This window comes from Leifsonia sp. NPDC058292, assembly GCF_042880955.1.
Taxonomy (GTDB): Bacteria; Actinomycetota; Actinomycetes; order Actinomycetales; family Microbacteriaceae; genus Leifsonia.
Genome location: NZ_JBHVYL010000058.1, coordinates 1 through 13,717 on the forward strand (window position 1 = coordinate 1; position 13,717 = coordinate 13,717).

Genomic DNA, 13,717 nt, shown 5'->3' on the forward strand with positions numbered 1-13,717 from the left:
GTCCCGACTCGCCGCTACATCGGTGCATGTAACGGCGAGTCGGGACCCCTCGATGGCTGTGGGCCCTACCGGGATCGAACCGATGACATCCACGGTGTAAACGTGGCGCTCTACCAGCTGAGCTAAAGGCCCTGACGTCGCTGTGCGACCCGACCAGCTTACCGGTCGGCGCGGTGTGTCGGTTCGAGCGAATCGAGAGGGTCAGCCGACGTGCGCGGGAAGCTTCTCCAGCGCGTCGCGGTACGCCTCGACCGATCGCGCCTCACCCGGCGCGGTGATGAAGGATGCGCGGATGATGCCCGACTCGTCGATCACGAACGTCGCGCGGTTGGCGAAACCCTTCTCGGGCAGGAACACGCCGTACTCCTTCGCGATCTCGCCGTGCGGCCAGAAGTCGGCGAGCAGCGTGAAGTCGTAGCCCTCCTGCTCGGCCCACGCTCGCAGCGTGAACTTCGAGTCGACCGAGATCCCGATGAGTTCGACCGCATGGTCTTTGAACAGCGCCAGGTTGTCGCGCAGTGCGCAGAGCTCTCCGGTGCAGGTTCCCGAGAACGCCAAGGGGAAGAAGACAAGGGCGACAGCGCGCTTGCCGCGGAAGTCGCTGAGGCGAACCGTCTCGCCGAACTGGCTGAGCAATTCGAAATCGGGAGCCTGGGTGTCGTTCTCCAGAGCCATGGTGTGTTCCTTTCAGCGGCGGCCTGCCGGATCCGTCGCCGACGCACGAGCACACAGCCTAGACCCGCCGGCCGAGACTTCCAAGGAGGCGGTCAACGGAGCGCTCGGAGTGAGGCTAGGCTGACAGATGGTGCCTTCGCACTTGTCGTAACCCGACAGCGAAAGACGCCTCTCACGATCTATCCGACACAAGAAAGAGGTCGAGGGTGACTGTAAACGACCAGGACCCGTACTCGATGAATAACATCGATTCGGACCCGGAGGAGACCGCCGAATGGCAGGAATCCCTCGACGCACTGGTTGCGGCTCACGGTCACGAGCGTGCTCGTGACATCATGCTGAGCCTGCTGAAGCGCTCCAAAGAATTGCACCTTGGTGTCCCGATGGTTCCGACCACCGACTACATCAACACCATCTCCCCGGAGAACGAGCCGGAGTTCCCCGGCGACGAGGAGATCGAACGCCGCTATCGTGCGTGGATCCGCTGGAACGCGGCCATCCTCGTGCACCGGGCGCAGCGCCCCGGCATCGCGGTCGGTGGCCACATCTCGACGTACGCGTCGAGCGCCGCGCTCTACGAGGTGGGCTTCAACCACTTCTTCCGCGGCCAGGACCACCCCGGCGGCGGCGACCAGATCTTCATCCAGGGCCACGCCTCCCCCGGCACCTACGCCCGCGCCTTCCTCGAGGGCCGCCTGAGCGCCGACCAGCTCGACGGCTTCCGCCAGGAGAAGTCGCACGCGGGCGGCGGTCTCTCGTCGTATCCGCACCCCCGCCTCATGCCGGAGTTCTGGCAGTTCCCGACCGTGTCGATGGGTCTCGGGCCGATCAACGCGATCTACCAGGCTCAGGCCAACAAGTACCTCACCAACCGCGGCATCAGGGATGCGAGCGACCAGCACGTCTGGGCCTTCCTCGGCGACGGCGAGATGGACGAGGTCGAGAGCCGCGGTCAGCTGCAGGTCGCCGCCAACGAGAAGCTCGACAACCTGACCTTCGTCATCAACGCGAACCTTCAGCGCCTCGACGGGCCGGTGCGCGGCAACGGCAAGATCATCCAGGAGCTGGAGAGCTACTTCCGTGGCGCCGGCTGGAACGTCATCAAGGTCATCTGGGGTCGAGAGTGGGATGAACTCCTCGCCCGCGACTCGGACGGCGCGCTCGTCAACCTGATGAACCAGACCCCCGACGGCGACTACCAGACCTACAAGACCGAGAACGGCGCCTACGTGCGCGAGAACTTCTTCGGTCGCGACCCGCGCACCCTGAAGCTCGTCGAGGATTACAGCGACGACCAGGTGTGGGGCCTCAAGCGCGGTGGTCACGACTACCGCAAGGTCTACGCGGCGTTCAAGGCCGCCGTCGAGCACAAGGGCCAGCCGACCGTCATCATCGCGAAGACCATCAAGGGCTACGGCCTCGGTCCGAGCTTCGAGGGCCGCAACGCGACCCACCAGATGAAGAAGATGACGCTCGACAACCTGAAGACGTTCCGTGACGCGATGCGCATCCCGGTGTCCGACGCGCAGCTCGAAGAGAACCCGTATCTGCCCCCGTACTACAACCCGGGAGCCGACGACGAGGCGATCCAGTACCTGCACGAGCGCCGTCGCGCCCTCGGCGGCTACGTTCCCGAGCGTCGCACCAAGTACACGCAGCTGAACCTGCCGGACGACTCGGCCTACGCGATCTCGAAGAAGGGCTCCGGCACGCAGGAGATCGCCACCACCATGGCGTTCGTGCGACTGCTGAAAGACCTGCTGCGCTCCAAGGACTTCGGTCACCGCATCGTGCCGATCATCCCGGATGAGGCGCGCACGTTCGGCATGGACGCGTTCTTCCCGAACGCGAAGATCTACAACCCGAACGGCCAGCATTACACCTCGGTCGACCGCGAGCTGCTCCTGGCCTACAAGGAGAGCCCGCAGGGTCAGATCATCCACGTCGGCATCAACGAGGCGGGCGCACTCGCGGCGTTCACCAACATCGGAACGTCGTACTCCACTCAGGGCGAGCCGCTCATCCCGGTGTACGTCTTCTACTCGATGTTCGGGTTCCAGCGCACCGGCGACGCCATGTGGGCGGCCGGCGACCAGATGGCGCGCGGATTCATGATCGGCGCCACCGCAGGACGCACCACCCTCACCGGTGAAGGCCTCCAGCACGCCGACGGCCACTCGCTCGTGCTCTCGTCGACCAACCCGGCCGTCGTCTCGTACGACCCGGCCTACGGCTACGAGATCGGGCACATCGTGCGCGCCGGCCTCGAGCGGATGTACGGCGACAACCACCCGGACCCCAACGTCATGTACTACCTCACGGTGTACAACGAGCCGCTCGTGCAGCCCGCCGAGCCGGAGAACGTCGACGTCGATGGGATCGTGCGCGGCATCTACAAGCTGCGCGGCAACGACACCGCCGGCCCCAAGGCCCAGCTGCTCGCCTCGGGCGTCTCGGTGCCGTGGGCGCTCGAAGCCCAGCACCTGCTCGCGCAGGACTGGGGCGTGTCGGCCGACGTGTGGTCGGTGACCTCCTGGTTGGAGCTCCGTCGCGACGGTCTGAGGGCGGAGGAGCACAACTTCCTCTACCCGCAGCAGGAGGCGCAGGTTCCGTACGTCACCCGCAAGCTGGAAGGCTCCGACGGCCCGTTCGTCGCGGTCACGGACTACATGCACGCCGTGCCCGACCAGATCCGTCAGTTCGTCCCCGGTGAGTTCGCCACGCTCGGCGCCGATGGCTTCGGCTTCTCGGACACGCGCGCGGCCGCTCGACGGTTCTTCAAGATCGACGGCCCCTCGATGGTGGTCCGCACCCTCGAGTTGCTCGCTGCCCGGGGTCAGGTCGACCCGAACGCGCCGGCCTGGGCGATCGAGAAGTACCTGCTGCACGACGTGAACGCTGGCACCACCGGTACCGCCGGCGGCGAAAGCTGACCTCGGGCCGCACTCCGGTGCCGAAGACGAAGGAAGAAACGCTCACCTGGCTTCGCAAGATCTCGGGTGAGCTGGCTACGGCTACCCTGAAACGCCTCGAAGACACCCTGCCGTGGTACCGCGACATGCCCCCTGGGCGGCGGTCCGCGGTGGGGTTGGTGGCTCAGGCCGGCATCTCGTCGTTCATCTCGTGGTTCGACGATCCTCGGTCGACCCCGTGGATCGCGGCGGATGTGTTCGGCGCGGCTCCTCGCGAGCTGCTGCGGTCGGTGAGTCTCCAGCAGACGCTCCAGCTCATCAAGGTGACCGTCGAGGTCGTCGAAGACAGGGTGAAGAACGGCGGTGAGGCCCTGCGCGAGGCGATCCTGCTCTACTCGCGCGAAATCGCCTTCGGCGCCGCGGATGTGTACGCTCGCGCCGCCGAGGCCCGCGGCCTGTGGGACGCACGCCTCGAAGCGCTCGTGGTCGACAGCATCCTCACCGGTGAATACGACGACGAGCTCCCGAGCCGCATCGCGGCCCTGGGCTGGCACGGACACGGCGAGGTGAGCGTGCTCGTGGGCACGGCTCCGAAGATGCTCGACGTCGACCAGCTGCGTCGCACCGCGAGGCACATGTCGGCGGATGTGCTGATCGGCGTGCAAGGAAGCCGGCTCGTGCTCGTGATCGGGCGCGCTTTCCCGAGCACGGATGCGCACGACGACGCCATCGGCGCCTCCCCCGTCGTCAGCTTTCTGGAGATCGCCTCCCAGCTCGAACCCGGCTTCGGGCAGGGGCATCTCGTGCTCGGCCACGAGGTCGCCAGCCTGGTCGACGCCTCGAAGAGCGCGAAGGCTGCGCTCGCAGGATTCGCTGTCGCGAAGGCGTGGCGCAACTGCCCGCGCCCGGTGCACGCCGACGATCTGCTGCCCGAGCGGGCTCTCGCCGGCGATGGCCTGGCGCGCGCGACACTGATCAACCGGATCTACCGTCCCCTGCAGGCGCACTCGACCGAACTCCTCACAACCCTCTGGTGCTACCTCGACAACGGACGCTCGCTCGAAGCGACGGCGCGCGAACTGTTCGTGCACCCGAACACCGTGCGGTACCGCCTGAAGCGTGTCTCCGAGGTGATCGGCTGGGATGCGACAGGCGCGCGTGAAGCGCTCATTCTGCAGGCGGCGCTCATCGTCGGCTCGATCAACGAACCGGACTCGACGCGCCGCGGCTGACCCGCGCGTTTGTAGACATTGACAAAGGATCTCGGAATACTTCGTATCCGATCGACACATCCGCACGGCGGAGGATTGGCAGACTAGAACTCGTGATTGTGATCGTGTGCCCCGGTCAGGGCTCCCAGACCCCGGGCTTTCTCGAACCCTGGCTCGCCGAGCCGTCGTTCCGCGACCAGCTCTCCGGCATTTCGGACGCCGTCGGCATCGACCTCGTCGCCCACGGAACGGTCAGTGACGCCGACACCATCCGCGACACAGCGATCGCACAGCCGCTCATCGTGTCCGCGGGCCTGCTGACCCTGTCGGCGCTCCTGGCCGACGGTCGTCGCGACCGCGTGGGCGGCATCGCCGGTCACTCGGTCGGCGAGCTGACCGCTGCAGCGGGTGCGGGCATCCTCAGTGAGACGGATGCCGTCGCCTTCGTTCGCGAGCGCGGCTCGGCCATGGCCGCCGCCGCCGCAGAGGTGGCGACCGGCATGAGCGCTGTCATCGGAGCCGACGAGACGGAGCTGTTCGCGAAGCTCGACGAGTTCGGTCTCTCCCCCGCCAACTTCAACGGCGGCGGGCAGATCGTGGTCGCCGGCGCCCTCGACGGCCTCGCGAAGCTCGCGGAGAACCCGCCGGCACGCGCCCGGGTCATCCCGCTGCAGGTCGCAGGCGCGTTCCACACCCGCTACATGGAGCCGGCCGTCGGGCGCCTCCGTGAGTTCGCGGCGACCCTCAGCGTCTCCGACCCGACTCTGCCGATCTGGACCAACAAGAACGGCTCGCTCGTCGAATCCGGAGCCGAATACCTCGACCTCCTGGTCGGTCAGGTCTCGTCGCCCGTGCGCTGGGATCTCACCATGGAGTCGTTCCAGCAGGCCGGCGTCACCGGCATCATCGAGGTCGCGCCCGCCGGGGCTCTCGTCGGACTCGCCAAGCGCGGGCTGAAGGGTGTTCCTTCTGTCGCCATCAAGACGCCGGACGATCTGCCCGCCGCGTTCGAGCTCATCGACCAGGCCGCCTAGGAGGACCAGGATGACCCACCCCACACTGCAGCAGGCCCACGGGCCGCAGTACACCCGCATCCTCTCCGTCGGCGCTGCGCGGGGCGACATCGTCGTGCCGAACGACGACCTCGTCGGCCCCATCAACTCGTCGGACGAGTGGATCCAGCAGCGCACCGGCATCATCACGCGCACCCGCGCGAGCCACGATGTGCTCGCGGTCGATCTCGCCACCGAGGCGTCCCGTGAGGCGATCGCCAAGTCGGGTGTGGACCCGCAGCTCATCGACGCGGTGATCGTCGCCACCATCAGCAATTCGCGCCAGACGCCGTCGCTGGCGGCCGTGCTCGCCGACCGCGTCGGCGCCAACCCGGCCGCGGCGTACGACATGAACGCCGCCTGCGCCGGGTACACGTACGGCATCGCCCAAGCGGATGCGCTCATCCGCACCGGGGTCGCCCACTACGTTCTCGTCGTCGGCGCCGAGAAGCTCTCCGACGTCGTCGATCCCACCGATCGCACGATCTCGTTCCTGCTGGGCGACGGCGCCGGCGCCGTCGTCGTGGGCCCGAGCGAGTACCCGGGCATCTCGAAGACGATCTGGGGCTCCGACGGGTCGAAGGCCGACGCCGTCGGCATGAACGGCACCCTCGTCGACTTCCGCGACGGCGTCGCGGAATGGCCCACGCTGCGCCAGGAGGGCCAGACGGTCTTCCGCTGGGCGGTCTGGGAGATGGCGAAGGTCGCCAAGCAGGCCCTGGATGCGGCGGGCGTCACGAGCGACCAGCTCGCTGCGTTCATCCCCCACCAGGCCAACATGCGCGTCGTCGACGAGTTCGCCAAGCAGCTCAAGCTGCCCGACACCGTCGCGATCGCCCGTGACATCGAGACGACCGGCAACACGTCGGCCGCCTCGATCCCCCTCGCCACCCACCGTCTGCTCGAAGAGAATCCCGAGCTGAGCGGCGGCCTCGCGCTGCAGATCGGCTTCGGAGCCGGTCTCGTGTTCGGCGCACAGGTCGTCGTGCTGCCCTAAACTGTTCAACGGTCAAAACGACACCCCCTCAAGGAGAAAACACATGGCATTGTCCACCGAAGAAGTTCTCGCCGGCTTGGCCGAGCTCATCAACGACGAGACCGGCATCGCGACCGACACCGTTGAGTTGGGCAAGTCGTTCACCGACGACCTCGACATCGACTCCATCTCGATGATGACCATCGTTGTCAACGCCGAGGACAAGTTCGACGTGAAGATCCCCGACGAAGAGGTCAAGAACCTCAAGACCGTCGGCGACGCCGTCGAGTTCATCGTCAAGGCCCAGGCCTAGGCACCGCAAGAAGACTCTTCACTCGCGGTCACGGCCGGCCCGGTTCACGTCGGGCCGGCCTGCCCGCGATCGACTGTGCCGTCGCGCAGTCGTGATCTCACCAACGGAGAAGTGTTGTTATGACCAAGAAGATCGTCGTCACCGGAATCGGCGCCTCCACGCCGCTCGGTGGAACCGCCCCGGAGAGCTGGGATGCGCTGCTCGCCGGCGTCTCCGGCGCTCGCACCCTGGAGCACGACTGGGTGGCCGAGTACGACCTTCCGGTCACGTTCGCCGCAGAGGCGAAGGTTCGGCCGGAAGAGGTGCTCGCACGCCCGGTGTCGAAGCGACTCGACCCCTCCAGCCAGTTCGCTCTCATCTCGGCGATGGAGGCGTGGGCCGACGCAGGCTCCCCTGACGTCGCTCCCGAGCGTCTGGGCGTCGACTACGCCACCGGGATCGGCGGCCTCTGGACGCTGCTCGACGCCTGGGACACCCTGCGGGAGCGCGGACCGCGCCGAGTTCTGCCGTTGACCGTTCCGATGCTGATGCCGAACGCCGCATCCGCAGCGGTGTCGATGCACTTCGAGGCCCGCGCCTTCGCGCACACGGTCGCCTCGGCCTGCGCGTCGAGCACCGAGTCGCTCGTGAACGCGTTCAACCACCTGCAGGAGGGCCTCGCCGATGTGGTGATCGCCGGCGGCACCGAGTCGGCCATCCACCCGATCACCATCGCCTCGTTCTCGTCGATGCAGGCGCTCTCGCGCCGCAACGACGACCCGGCGTCCGCTTCGCGGCCGTACAGCGTCGACCGTGACGGCTTCGTGATGGGCGAGGGCGCAGCCAGCCTCGTGCTCGAGACCGAGGAGCACGCGATCGCTCGCGGCGCGAAGATCTACGGGGAGGTCGTCGGTGGCGGCGTGACCGCGGACTCGTACCACATCACGGCGAACGATCCCGAGGGTCGCGGCGCGAGCCGCGCGGTGCACCTCGCCCTGGCCCAGGCGGGCGCCACGCCCGACGAGGTCACCCACATCAACGCGCACGCGACGAGCACGCCGGTCGGCGATCCTGCCGAGTACACCGCTCTGCGCAACGTGTTCGGAGATCGGGTGCACGAGATCCCCGTCTCGGCCACCAAGGCGTCGACCGGTCACCTGCTCGGTGGAACGGGCGCGCTCGAAGCCGTCTTCACGATCCTCGCGCTCCGAGACCGCATCGCCCCACCGACCATCAACATCTCCGAGCTCGACCCGGCCATCCCGCTCACGGTCTCCGGCACCGCGCAGCCTTTGGGCAGCGGTCCGCAGCTCGCGATCAGCAACTCCTTCGGCTTCGGCGGTCACAACGCCGTGGTCGCGTTCCGCTCGGTCTGATCGAGCCGGTTCCGCTGCTACACCAAGAGACCCCGACCGGATGAACCGGTCGGGGTCTTTTCGTTCACCGTGTACGGGCGGCAGCGCGCGATGCCTGATCCGGCCCGCCACGGGAGTCTTCGGCGGTCAGCCGACCTTGTGCAGCCAGACGACAGGCGTCGTGTCGCTCGCGTGACGGAAAGGCTCGAGCTCGTCGTCCCACGACTGGCCGAGCGCGAGCCGCAGCTCGCGGTGCAGCTCGGCCGGGTTCGCGCCGGCGATCTCCATCGCGTAACGCACGCGGTCTTCGGGGATGACGGTGTTGCCCGCGCTGTCGGTCTGAGCGAAGAAGATGCCGAGGTCGGGGGTGTGCATCCAGCGCCCACCGTCGGTGCCCGGGCCTGGATCTTCGGTCACCTCGAAGCGCAGGTGCTCCCAGCCGCGCAGCGACGAGGCGATCGCCGCGCCGGTGCCCTGCGGGCCCTCCCAGTAGAACTCGGCGCGCTTGGCGCCCCTCAGCACCGGTTGTGCCTCCCAGGTGAAGTTCACGGCACGACCGATCGCACGACCTGCCGCCCACTCGATGTGAGGGCAGAGCGCGCCAGGTGAGGAGTGCACGTAGAGCACTCCTCTAGCTGCAGATGCCGCCATGATTTCCTCCGTCTCGATTTCGGTACGTCTTCCCCAACGACCGAACGACAGTGAAACCACTGAGCACCACTATGAAATTAGGAACGACCATTCGGCCGATGCTCTGAATTATGCCGTAGAACCCGCCGAAGTTACAAGATTGTGATTCGGTGGGTCTGCGAGACGTATCGGGGCAGAAGTAATAGCATACTGAGTATGTCCGTTCAGAACGGTTTTCTGGCTCTGCTCACTCTGGGCCCCGCCTACGGCTCGCAACTGCAGAGCGAGTTTCTCGCGCGCGCCGCGAATCGACGGCAGTTGAACGCCGGTCAGGTTTATTCGACCCTCGACCGGTTGGTGGACCAGGGTCTCGTCGTCTCCGCCGGCACCACCGACGACGGGCTCCCCCTCTACGAGTTGACCGCGGAGGGCACGGAGCAGGCGACCGGCTGGTTGACCCACGGCCCGACCGACGGCCGGCCCGACTGGGATGAGATGCAGGACCAGGTGCTCATCGCGGCCTCGCTCGCGGAGGCCGATGTGTCCAGCGTCCTCCAGGACTACCGAGCGTCGTTCGCCGAGAAGATCCGTGAACTGGCGCACGAGGCCGACTCACGCGCCCTTCTGGCCGCCAATCGCGCCGCAGAACTCGGGGCGAAAGCCGCCATCGAGTGGATCGACGAGGTGGCGGCGACACTCGACGCGCATCCGGATGCCCTGGTTCAACACCGCTCCCCCGAACGTCCACGACGGGGCCGACGACCGGGCAGCTGACCGGCACGCGGTCAATGCTCCGGGATCAGCCGTGCAGCAATTCGCCGGACTTGTTCAGCACATTCTTCTCACCGGCGCGGATCGGCACGCTGAAGCGGTTCTGTGCCGGTGGCAGGGGGCAGTTGAAGTTGTAGCTGAACGCGCAAGGCGGAAGCACGGCGAGGTTGAAGTCGAGGGTCACGGTTCCGTCGGGATTCGGCGCGACGAACAGGAAGCGGCCCACCGAGTACGTCTCGGAGCCGTTCGTCGAGTCGGCGAAGACGAGCTGCAGCGCGCGACCGGACTTGAAGGCGGCGAGGTTGTAGTCGACGCCGTCCTTCGTGAACGTGATCTCGCCGGGGACGACCATGTCGCGGGTCTTGCCCTCGTCTTTGAGGTGCTCGAAGCCGACGGTCTTACCGCCCTCGATGGGCGAGAACGTAGCCTTGATGATCCACTCGGGGTCGAAGTCGTACGCGTCGATCGAGCCGAACTCCTGGATGGCCTCGGAGTTCGCATCCCACACCCGCAGGGCGTACTCGCCCTCCTCGCTGGCGATGACGAAGCCGGTGACAGTGTCGCTGAACGCGATCTCACCGGGCGCCGGGTCGTCTTTTCCGCGCACGATGGTTTCTCCGTCGACGAGTTCACCGTCGACGCGGATGCCGTCGGCAGCGGCGGCCGTGACCTTCAGCCCCGACTGGCCTGCCGGCAGTGGCGACCAGAGACCGGGCACGCCCCAGATCGGCTGAGGCGGCGCTGCCGGATCCCCGCTGATCCACTGCGTGTTCACGAGCGCCAGGTTGCCCTTCGGCGCGGTGACGACCTGTTCACGCCGTTGACGGTAGCGCGCAAGGATGTCGCGGGGGTCGGCGGGCGCGGTGGCGGTGTCAGTCATGGTGTCCATCCTCGATCAGTTCGGCAACAACAACCAAGTGCGACACAGCTTTATGCCGCCCCGGATCATTTCGCTGCGGCGTAGTCGTCCACGATCGCCGTGGTCACGGGAAACTCCACCGGGAACTCCCCGAACAAGAGCCGGCCGGCCTGCTCGGCCGACGCGCGCACCGCGGCGGCGGCAGCCTCCGCCAGTTCCTCCGGCGCGTGCACGATCACCTCGTCGTGCAAGAAGTAGACCAGGTGGGGTCCGCGCACCAGCGGAGCGTCCGGAGCCAGCGCCATGAGGCGCCGACGGAGATCGGCCATCCAGCAGAGCGCCCATTCCGCCGCACTCGCCTGCACCACGAAGTTGCGCGTGAACCGGCCCCAGTCGCGGGCTTGAGTTCGTGCCCGGCGCTCCTCGACATCGGTGGAGTCGGGGCCGGAGGCCGCAGACTGGGCGGCCTGCCACGAGCCGCCGGGCTTGGGCGAGCTGCGGCCCAGCCGCGAGGTGACGATCTCCCCGCGCTCGCCGGCGCGGGCGGCGTCTTCGACGAGCCGAACCGCGCGCGGGAACGCCCGGGTCAACCGCGGCATCAGACGGCCGCTCTCCCCCGTCGTCGCGCCGTACATCGCTCCGAGCATGGCGACCTTGGCCTGCGCTCGCTCCTCGACGGCGCCGGAAGCCACGATGCCCTCGTACAGATCTTTGCCGCGACCGGCGCCGGCCATCGCGGTGTCATGAGCCAGCCCGGTGAGGATGCGCGGCTCCAGCTGCGCCGCATCCGCCACCACGAGCTTCCAGCCGTCGTCGGCAACCACGGCACCGCGCACCTGGCGCGGAAGCTGAAGAGCACCGCCGCCGCGCGTCGCCCACCGGCCGGTGACCACACCGCCCGGAACGTAGTCGGGCCGGAACCGGCCCTCCGCGATCCAGGAATCGAGCCACGACCATCCGTTGGCCGTCAACAGCCGCGACAGCTTCTTGTACCGCAGCAGCGGCTCGATCACCGGATGGTCGATCTCGCGCAACTCCCACGACCGGGTCGAGGTGGCGAGCACGCCCGCGCGGTTCAGGGCACGCAGAAGCTCGGGCGGGCTGTCGGGATTGAGCGTCGGCGCCTCCAGTTCGCGCCGGATTTCGACGACGAGCGACTCGAGACGGGCCGGACGCGAACCGGGCGCCGGACGCGGCCCCAGAAGCTCGGTGAGCAGGCGGTCGTGGCGCTCGACGCTGTACGGGAGCCCGGCGAACCTCATCTCGGCAGCGATGAGGGCGCCCGCCGACTCCGCGGCCAGGAGGAGCCGAAGACGTCCCGGTGCGGTGCTCTCCGCCACGGCGCTCCGCTGGGCGCGGAACTCGTCGAGCGATGATCCTCCCGCGCCGGCCGCGCCAACCGTCGTCTCCGAATCGAGCTCGAAGAGCGCCTCTGCCCGTGCGGGTGGTTCGTCGTCGAGCGCCGGGGCGGCATCCCATGGGCTCAACGGGGAACGCGCGAGCTCGGACCCGGCCGACAGCGTCGACATCCTCAGGATGGTGTGGCTCAGCTGCAGGTCGACGCACCGGTCGACACGCACGCCGGCAGCGAGGAGTCGTGGATACCAGACGCGGGTGTCACTCCACGCCCAGCGGGGCGTCTGCTCCCGCCCTTCCAGCTGCCGGACGAACGCGGGCAGGTCGTCGTCGCTCAGCGTTCGTTCGACGCCGGTGGTGTCGCCCTCGTCGTCGCCGAGGGTCGTGGCGCGCACCGTCGAGGGCCCTGACCGGTCGAGAACGATGTGCACACCACCATTCTCCCGGGCACGAGCGACATCGGCCGTCGCGGAGGGCGCGTTCGTCAGTCGGTGAGTCCGATCAGCCGAGCGCGCAGTTCGGGCCAGGACTGCGCGAATCCGGGATGCAGGGGAAGCTCGGTGATCTCCTGCACCGGAACCCAGCGCAGTTCGATGCTCTCCGGGTCGGCCATGCGCGCTTCGAACGGCCTCTGCAACTCGGCGACGACGGTCGTGTACGACCAGAACCCGAGGTCGAGCGTGCTGGTGAAGAGCACGGAGACGGCGTCGGCCGGCACATCCGCTTCCTCATGAGCCTCACGGAGCGCCCCATCGATCGCGGACTCCCCCTCGTGTCGTGCGCCGCCGGGCAGCCCCCAGGTGCCGCCGAAATGGCTCCAATCGGCGCGGTGCTGCAACAGGATGCCGCGCAGCCTGTCGTGCACGAGCAGTCCGGCCGCACCGAACCTGCCCCAGAATCGTTCGCCGTTCGGGCCCTCGACCCACGCATCGCCGGAGTTCACCCTTCCACGTTAGTCGCGACTCAGAGGGCCGCCGTGCGCATCCGACACGCGGTGTCATCCCGGGCGCGTAGTCTGGGGCGATGAGCACGCGAGCCCGATGGCCCCGGTGAGAAGCGCCGGCATCCTCCTGTTCCGCAGGGGTGCCGCCTCGTCGCCGGAAGCGCTGCAAGTCTGGATCGCGCACATGGGCGGCCCGTTCTGGGCCCGCAAGGACGACGGCGCTTGGTCGCTCCCCAAAGGCATCGTGGACGCCGACGATCTGGGCGATGAGCTGGCGGCCGCGCGGCGCGAGTTCACGGAGGAGATCGGATCCCCTCCCCCAGCAGACGCCCATTTCGAGCTTCTCGGCGAGTTCAAACAGTCGTCGGGCAAGACGATCGTGGTGTTCGCCGCAGAGACCGAGTTCGCGCCCGAGTCGATCGTGAGCAACGCGTTCCCGCTCGAATGGCCGCCGCGGTCGGGCAAGGTGCAGGAGTTCCCGGAGGTCGACGACGCCCGCTGGGTCGACCTCGACGAGGCGCGCCTCAAACTCGCGAAAGGCCAGCGCCCCATCCTGGATGCCCTGCTCGCGCTGCTCGCTCGGTCGTCCTGAACCGCGCTTTTCCCATCGAGGGGTGCCCCCCCCCCCCCCGGGGGGGGCCCCCGAAGGCGGGGGGGGGCCCCCCCCGGGGGGGGGGGGGCGCCC

Annotated in this window: 13 protein-coding genes and 1 tRNA gene; 8 read left to right on the plus strand and 6 right to left on the minus strand. The window is 67.9% G+C overall.

The genetic code is table 11. From position 1 onward, the window contains the following. Positions 1-59 precede the first annotated feature (59 nt). Both ACFVWR_RS18175 and ACFVWR_RS18180 read right to left on the minus strand, forming a co-directional pair. A tRNA-Val gene (locus tag ACFVWR_RS18175) sits at positions 60-132 on the minus strand. A gap of 69 nt (positions 133-201) precedes the next feature. Beyond that, complete coding sequence (locus ACFVWR_RS18180) at positions 202-675, minus strand: peroxiredoxin (protein WP_387215502.1); 474 nt, start codon at positions 673-675, stop codon at positions 202-204. 206 nt (positions 676-881) lie between these two features. On the opposite strand from ACFVWR_RS18180, the gene aceE reads away from it, so the two are divergent. From aceE to ACFVWR_RS18210, 6 genes are all read left to right on the plus strand, one after another. After that, complete coding sequence (gene aceE / locus ACFVWR_RS18185) at positions 882-3,608, plus strand: pyruvate dehydrogenase (acetyl-transferring), homodimeric type (protein WP_387215505.1); 2,727 nt, start codon at positions 882-884, stop codon at positions 3,606-3,608. Positions 3,609-3,625: 17 nt separating this feature from the next. After that, on the plus strand, positions 3,626-4,819 hold the full coding sequence (locus ACFVWR_RS18190; RefSeq protein ID WP_387215508.1) for a PucR family transcriptional regulator: 1,194 nt from the start codon (positions 3,626-3,628) through the stop codon (positions 4,817-4,819). A 92-nt stretch (positions 4,820-4,911) separates the two neighbouring features. Next, a complete protein-coding gene (locus tag ACFVWR_RS18195) occupies positions 4,912-5,832 on the plus strand; it encodes an ACP S-malonyltransferase (RefSeq protein WP_387215512.1) in 921 nt (306 codons plus the stop codon). Positions 5,833-5,842: 10 nt separating this feature from the next. Further along, positions 5,843-6,847, plus strand: coding sequence for a beta-ketoacyl-ACP synthase III (locus ACFVWR_RS18200; protein WP_387215515.1), 1,005 nt, complete (start codon positions 5,843-5,845; stop codon positions 6,845-6,847). Positions 6,848-6,890: 43 nt separating this feature from the next. Then, a complete protein-coding gene (locus ACFVWR_RS18205) occupies positions 6,891-7,139 on the plus strand; it encodes an acyl carrier protein (RefSeq protein ID WP_055893767.1) in 249 nt (82 codons plus the stop codon). A 119-nt stretch (positions 7,140-7,258) separates the two neighbouring features. Next, positions 7,259-8,494, plus strand: a complete 1,236-nt coding sequence (locus tag ACFVWR_RS18210) for a beta-ketoacyl-[acyl-carrier-protein] synthase family protein (protein WP_387215518.1) — start codon at positions 7,259-7,261, stop codon at positions 8,492-8,494. A 126-nt stretch (positions 8,495-8,620) separates the two neighbouring features. Here ACFVWR_RS18210 and ACFVWR_RS18215 read toward each other — a convergent pair whose 3' ends face one another. Beyond that, entirely contained in the window at positions 8,621-9,124 is a 504-nt protein-coding gene (locus ACFVWR_RS18215) for a DUF3145 domain-containing protein (protein WP_387215521.1), read from the minus strand. Positions 9,125-9,319: 195 nt separating this feature from the next. Between ACFVWR_RS18215 and ACFVWR_RS18220 the strand changes: the two genes are divergently transcribed. After that, a complete protein-coding gene (locus ACFVWR_RS18220; RefSeq protein WP_387215524.1) occupies positions 9,320-9,877 on the plus strand; it encodes a PadR family transcriptional regulator in 558 nt (185 codons plus the stop codon). 25 nt (positions 9,878-9,902) lie between these two features. Here the strand turns inward: ACFVWR_RS18220 and ACFVWR_RS18225 are convergent, their stop codons facing one another. The 3 genes from ACFVWR_RS18225 to ACFVWR_RS18235 all read right to left on the minus strand — a co-directional run bounded on the left by ACFVWR_RS18225 (position 9,903) and on the right by ACFVWR_RS18235 (position 13,032). Next, positions 9,903-10,754: a DUF1684 domain-containing protein gene (locus tag ACFVWR_RS18225; protein WP_387215527.1), complete on the minus strand. Its 852-nt coding sequence runs from the start codon at positions 10,752-10,754 to the stop codon at positions 9,903-9,905. Between the two features lie 65 nt (positions 10,755-10,819). Continuing rightward, positions 10,820-12,520 (minus strand): bifunctional 3'-5' exonuclease/DNA polymerase, encoded by a 1,701-nt coding sequence (locus ACFVWR_RS18230; RefSeq protein ID WP_387215530.1) that lies wholly within the window; start codon positions 12,518-12,520, stop codon positions 10,820-10,822. Between the two features lie 53 nt (positions 12,521-12,573). After that, positions 12,574-13,032 (minus strand): NUDIX domain-containing protein, encoded by a 459-nt coding sequence (locus tag ACFVWR_RS18235; protein WP_387215533.1) that lies wholly within the window; start codon positions 13,030-13,032, stop codon positions 12,574-12,576. A 97-nt stretch (positions 13,033-13,129) separates the two neighbouring features. Here ACFVWR_RS18235 and ACFVWR_RS18240 point away from each other — a divergent pair, with 97 nt between their 5' ends. After that, on the plus strand, positions 13,130-13,624 hold the full coding sequence (locus ACFVWR_RS18240) for an NUDIX domain-containing protein (RefSeq protein WP_387215536.1): 495 nt from the start codon (positions 13,130-13,132) through the stop codon (positions 13,622-13,624). Positions 13,625-13,717 lie beyond the last annotated feature (93 nt).

Coding starts and splice junctions, on each gene's coding strand:
- ACFVWR_RS18180 (WP_387215502.1), bottom strand. CDS start 675: ATGGCTCTGGAGAACGACACCCAGGCTCCCGATTTCGAATTGCTCAGC.
- ACFVWR_RS18200 (WP_387215515.1), top strand. CDS start 5,843: ATGACCCACCCCACACTGCAGCAGGCCCACGGGCCGCAGTACACCCGC.
- ACFVWR_RS18205 (WP_055893767.1), top strand. CDS start 6,891: ATGGCATTGTCCACCGAAGAAGTTCTCGCCGGCTTGGCCGAGCTCATC.
- ACFVWR_RS18210 (WP_387215518.1), top strand. CDS start 7,259: ATGACCAAGAAGATCGTCGTCACCGGAATCGGCGCCTCCACGCCGCTC.
- ACFVWR_RS18215 (WP_387215521.1), bottom strand. CDS start 9,124: ATGGCGGCATCTGCAGCTAGAGGAGTGCTCTACGTGCACTCCTCACCT.
- ACFVWR_RS18220 (WP_387215524.1), top strand. CDS start 9,320: ATGTCCGTTCAGAACGGTTTTCTGGCTCTGCTCACTCTGGGCCCCGCC.
- ACFVWR_RS18225 (WP_387215527.1), bottom strand. CDS start 10,754: ATGACTGACACCGCCACCGCGCCCGCCGACCCCCGCGACATCCTTGCG.
- ACFVWR_RS18240 (WP_387215536.1), top strand. CDS start 13,130: ATGGCCCCGGTGAGAAGCGCCGGCATCCTCCTGTTCCGCAGGGGTGCC.